Below are 5,153 nucleotides of genomic sequence, written 5' to 3' on the forward strand. Positions count from 1 at the left end.
AAAATTTTTATCTTCGTTAATTGTTAAATCCGGATCTCTAAAAAAGAAAAAACAAAATATAGCCAAAATATAAAAAATTACCGATACGGGTGCAAAAAACAAATTAAAAATTAAACCCGCTATTAAAAAGCCGAAAATAAAAGGATATCCTTCTTTAACTATGTTCATAATTTACCTCAAAATTTAACATTATTACAACTTTTTATTTTATTAAATTAAGAATAAAAAAACAAAACTTATCGGACTGGAAGTTTGGAAGAGTGGAAGAAAAAAGAATAAATAAATTTAATAACAAAAAAGCAGAAAGAAAACTATTTGTATCTTTCTGCTTTTTCACTTTTCAACAACTTATTATCGAATATAATTATAATTAGTCGTTAATTTTAAATTTTAATTCGGTTCTTCTGTTTTGTGCTCTTCCTTCAGCAGTTTTGTTGCTTGCTACAGGTTTGGAAAAACCATAACCTATTGTAGAAACCTGTTCTTGGGATACACCTTTGCTTACAATATAATCCGCAACTGCTTTTGCTCTTCTTTCAGACAAGCCCTGATTATATTCTTTTGAACCTACACTGTCGGTATGACCTTCCACTGTAAGCGATATATTTGAGTTTTCTTTTAAGAAATCCGCAACTACATCAAGTCCCGCATAATTTTCTTCGGCTATTTTTGTTGAATTAAATTCAAACAAACTTTGTTTCATCAATTTTTCAAGGTCAAGCGTAAATTCTTTCTTTTCTTCCTGAACGGCTTGTTGTATTGCCTGTTTTACTTCTTGAACAGGTTCCGGTTCAGGAGCAGGTTCCGGCTCGGGTTCCGGTTCAGGTTCCGGCTCAGGAACAGGAGCAGGTTCCACAACTTTGGGAACTTCCGGAACGTCACAACAACATCTGTCAGGTCTTGCATATTTAGTTCCGCAACTTGAAACACATACAGCTAAAAACAACATAAACAACAAACTTAAATATTTATTCATTATATATTTTCCCCCATTTATTTTAAAAACTTAAAAAAACAAATTAAAACTTAAATTCTATACCGGCATTAACCATATAACCATCTCTTCCGCAAAATGTTTTATGCCCTTTCAAATGAAGAACGGTATAACCCCAAATTTTTTCTATACCGAGTCCGCAACTTACATAATCTTTATAATATGTTTTGGGTAAAGCTCCTATATTATATACGTTTTCTAATTTTATATCTCCGTTAGATGATACAAAAACATATTTTCCTTCTGCGGAAACTATCCAACATTTACCCAATGTTTTTGCAAGTTTCAATCCGGGAGCAACTGCAATATTTATTATGTTGTCGGATTTAACTTTATTATCATTTGTATCCGTATATTCTTCCGTAATTAAATAATTTGAATTAAACACAACATTCGGCTGGATTGTGAAACTTCTTTTTGCAACTTCAAAATTATAACCGGCTTTTGCCGAGAAACCTATACTTTGTGTATTATAATTTTTAGAATTGTCTGCTGCGTCAATTTCTACCTTATTTGCCAAAAAGCCGTAATCCAAAACGGCGCCAAAGAACAATTTACCTATATACCAATTACCTCTTAAACCTGCAAAACCGCTGTTTTGAGAAATTTTATCATCTTCAAAATCTTCTTCCTTTAATTGGCTTCCGACATAAGAAACAAATATACCGTAAGTAGCATCAAAGTTATCGGTATACTTTCTGTCGACATCCAAACCTAAAATTGCGCCATAATATGTCGTATCAAACTTTGTGTAATCTTTCATATCAAGTTTTTCCTGACCGCCGAAAGCTTTTATGTACATAGTTGCACCGCTTCTGTCTTCAACATTTCCTGCATTTGAACCTTGTTTTTGAAAGAATGTATAATTTCCGGAATTATCTAAAATAACATTTGCCAGTTCATTCGAAAGGACACTTGCAGCAGCAACAACAACTTTTGACTGAACAGCGGAAAAAACTCCCGGTCCTTTCCTTACAGGATTACCTTGTTCATCTTCCCCGGCAATATCATCCCATGAAATTTCACTTCTGCTTTTTTCTGATTTTTCCTGTCCCCTGCTTGCAAAAACATTTCCGACAAAAACAAATGAAAACAACACTAAAAACAAACATGCTGCAAACTTCTTCATAACGCCTCCATTATTTTTTTCTTTATTTTACAACACAATTACCGCCTGTATTCTATAAAATAAAAAATAAATTTTCAATTCTCTTTATTTTTATACTTTTTTTACCAAAGTTGAACTGCCGTCTTTATTATCTATAATTTTATAACCTAACTCTGATAATTTATTTCTGCACTCATCCGCAACAATCCAATTTTTTTCTTTTCTTGCCAGATTTCTTTTATCTAAAAGTTTTTGCAAATCCGATGTTGTTTCTTCCTTTAAAATTGTTATACCTAAAGCACCTTCCAAAATATCCTCAAAAAGCCATTTTGCCTGTTTTAACAAATCAACTTTTTCTTGAACCAAATTATTTAAAATTATATTTTTCAATTCATGTAAATACGATAATGCTTTTTCAAAATTAAAATCATCATCCAAAGAATCTTTAACATGTTTTTGAATTGTTAACAAATCGGTATCGGTTAAATTAGAATTGCTTTCTTTTGTTATTGCAATAAGTCTTGAATATGCTTCATCAAGTCCCTGCAATGCAGCTTTGGCGGCATTAAGATTTTCGTTTGAAAAATCAAGCGGAGTTCTGTAATGTTGTGTAAGTAAATAATATCTGACAACACGAGGATTGTATTTTTCAAAGATATCTTTTAACGTAAAAAAATTACCGAGTGATTTTGACATTTTTTCTTTATTAACGGTAACAAAACCGTTGTGTAACCAATAATTTGCAAATTGTTTTCCCGTGCAACTTTCACTTTGTGCTATTTCATTTTCATGATGAGGAAAAATCAAATCCTGTCCGCCACCGTGAATATCAATAGTATCGCCGAGCAAAGTTGTTGCCATAACCGAACATTCTATATGCCACCCCGGACGGCCTTTTGCCCAAGGACTTTCCCATGAAACGGATTCCGGTTCGTTTTGTTTTGTTTTTTTCCACAATATAAAATCATAAGGATTTTTCTTTTTAGAATCTTTTTCAACCCTTGCACCTACTTTCATATCCTCAAATTTTCTCTTTGAAAGTTTTCCGTATCGGCTGAATTTTTCTACGGAAAAATAAACATCACCGTCAACTTCATAAGCAAAACCTTTATCCTGAAGTTTTTTTATGAATTCTATTATTTGAGGAATCATTTTTGTAACCTGAGGATAATTATCGGCTCTTATAACGTTAAGTTTATTCATTTGCATAAAATAATCGTCTATATAAGTTTCGGCAAGTTCCAAAGGAGTTATGTTCTTTTCCAAAGACCTGTTTATTATTTTATCGTCTACATCGGTAAAATTTTGAACATGTTTTACTTTATACCCGCTTCTTACAAAATGCCTTTTAATAACATCAAATGTTACATACGCTCTTGCATGTCCCAAATGGCAAACATCATAAGGTGTAACACCGCAAATATATATTGAAACTTCTTTTTCTTTTATCGGTTTAAATTCTTCTATTTTATTTGTTAATGTATTGTAAAATTTTATCATCTTTACTCCTTTAAAATTTGTGAAACAAATTTTTAGCTGACAGCTGAGCCGAATTTGATTTGTTTCAATTCTTCCAATTTTCTATTTGCCGACACAAAATTTTGAAAACACGGACTTTAATATTTCTTCGGAAACTTCCGTCCCCAAAATTTCATCAATAATTTTCAAACCGTTTTGTGCATAAAAAGATACTATTTCATCTTGGTCGCCTTTAATTATTACGTTCAAAGTTTGCTGCAACATTTCTTTTAATTTACATAACAAATTATATTGTCTTGCATTAATAAGCATTGAAGAATTTTCGGAAATATTTTGCAAATTACATTTTTGATAAATTTTTTCCAGCAATACATTTATATCCGTTTTATTAACACAGGAATACCAGATAAAATTGCTTTTATCATAAACATCATATAATCGGTCAAAAATTATTTTTGTAGCCAAGTCCGATTTATTTACAACAATTAACGTATCTTTATTTCTGTTTTTTATCAATTCCAATATACTATTATCATCGTCATCAAAAATTCTGCCATTATCAACAACAAATAAAATTACATCCGCAACATCTGCCGAATGTTTTGCCCTTGTTTGCCCTACTTTTTCTATTTCATTTGCATAATGCTGCCTTATACCTGCGGTATCGGTTACGGTAAACAAAAAACCTTTATATTCTATACTTTCATTAATTACATCGGTAGTTGTCCCTGCAACATCGGTTACTATTGCCCTTTGATATCCCAATATTGAATTCAATATGGAAGATTTTCCCACATTCGGCTTTCCCACTATTGCAATTTTTATACCGTCAACAATGTTTTTATTCAAAGAATAACAATCAATCAATTTATCAGTTTGTGAAATAATATACGTAAGTTTTTCTTTTTTTTGCTCTCTTGTTAAAAAGTCAATATCTTCGGTAGGATAATCAAGCGACACTTCCAAATAAGCATAAAGTTCGGTAAGTTTTTCTTTTATTTTTTTCACTTCGTTTGAAAACGAACCTTGTAACGTATTTAAAGAAAGTTCTACGGCTTTTTTTGTGGAACCGTGTATTAAGGCATTAATTGATTCGGCTTCGGTCAAATCCAATTTATTATTAATAAATGCTCTGTAAGAAAATTCACCCCTGTCGGCTAACCTTAAACCTTTTTTCAGTAACAAATCGGTTATTGTTCGAACTATTACCGGATTTCCGTGTGCAGTAATTTCTATAACATCTTCACCGGTTGAAGAATTGGGATTTTGCATAAAACTTACAATAACCTCATCTATTTTATTTTCACAATCATAAATAAATCCGTGATGAATTTTTCTGTTTTTTATATCAATACTTTTACGATTTTTATCAAAAAAAACGGAAGATACAGCTTTTAAAGAATCTTTTCCGCTTATTCTTAAAACTGCCAAAGCAGCCCTTCCGAAAGGCGTTGCCAAAGCAATAATGGTATCTTCCTGTTTAAACAAATTCATTGTTATTTATTAATTAATTTAACACCTACTTTTTTTATTAAACCTTCTCCTTCGGAAAAAGTTTCATACCCGCCGAGT

General features: G+C 31.5%; 4 protein-coding genes. All 4 read right to left on the reverse strand.

Features of this window, described 5'->3' with window-relative positions:
- Positions 1-370: 370 nt before the first annotated feature.
- Positions 371-976, reverse strand: coding sequence for an OmpA family protein (locus tag ACMUOV_RS05325; protein WP_413854071.1), 606 nt, complete (start codon positions 974-976; stop codon positions 371-373).
- Between the two features lie 43 nt (positions 977-1,019).
- A complete protein-coding gene (locus tag ACMUOV_RS05330) occupies positions 1,020-2,123 on the reverse strand; it encodes an autotransporter outer membrane beta-barrel domain-containing protein (RefSeq protein ID WP_413854072.1) in 1,104 nt (367 codons plus the stop codon).
- A gap of 90 nt (positions 2,124-2,213) precedes the next feature.
- The gene (gene cysS, locus ACMUOV_RS05335) at positions 2,214-3,602 is read right to left on the reverse strand and encodes a cysteine--tRNA ligase (protein ID WP_413854073.1); all 1,389 of its coding nucleotides are present in this window, start codon (positions 3,600-3,602) and stop codon (positions 2,214-2,216) included.
- Positions 3,603-3,683: 81 nt separating this feature from the next.
- Positions 3,684-5,075, reverse strand: a complete 1,392-nt coding sequence (gene mnmE, locus ACMUOV_RS05340) for a tRNA uridine-5-carboxymethylaminomethyl(34) synthesis GTPase MnmE (protein WP_413854074.1) — start codon at positions 5,073-5,075, stop codon at positions 3,684-3,686.
- Between the last annotated feature and the right edge of the window lie 78 nt (positions 5,076-5,153).

Source organism: Candidatus Ruminimicrobium bovinum (assembly GCF_902760015.1).
GTDB classification, from domain to species: domain Bacteria; phylum Elusimicrobiota; class Endomicrobiia; order Endomicrobiales; family Endomicrobiaceae; genus Ruminimicrobium; species Ruminimicrobium bovinum.

Bases quoted from the DNA above. Each gene is read 5' to 3' on its own strand.
- ACMUOV_RS05325 (WP_413854071.1), bottom strand. From the start codon at position 976: ATGAATAAATATTTAAGTTTGTTGTTTATGTTGTTTTTAGCTGTATGT.
- ACMUOV_RS05330 (WP_413854072.1), bottom strand. From the start codon at position 2,123: ATGAAGAAGTTTGCAGCATGTTTGTTTTTAGTGTTGTTTTCATTTGTT.
- cysS (WP_413854073.1), bottom strand. From the start codon at position 3,602: ATGATAAAATTTTACAATACATTAACAAATAAAATAGAAGAATTTAAA.
- mnmE (WP_413854074.1), bottom strand. From the start codon at position 5,075: ATGAATTTGTTTAAACAGGAAGATACCATTATTGCTTTGGCAACGCCT.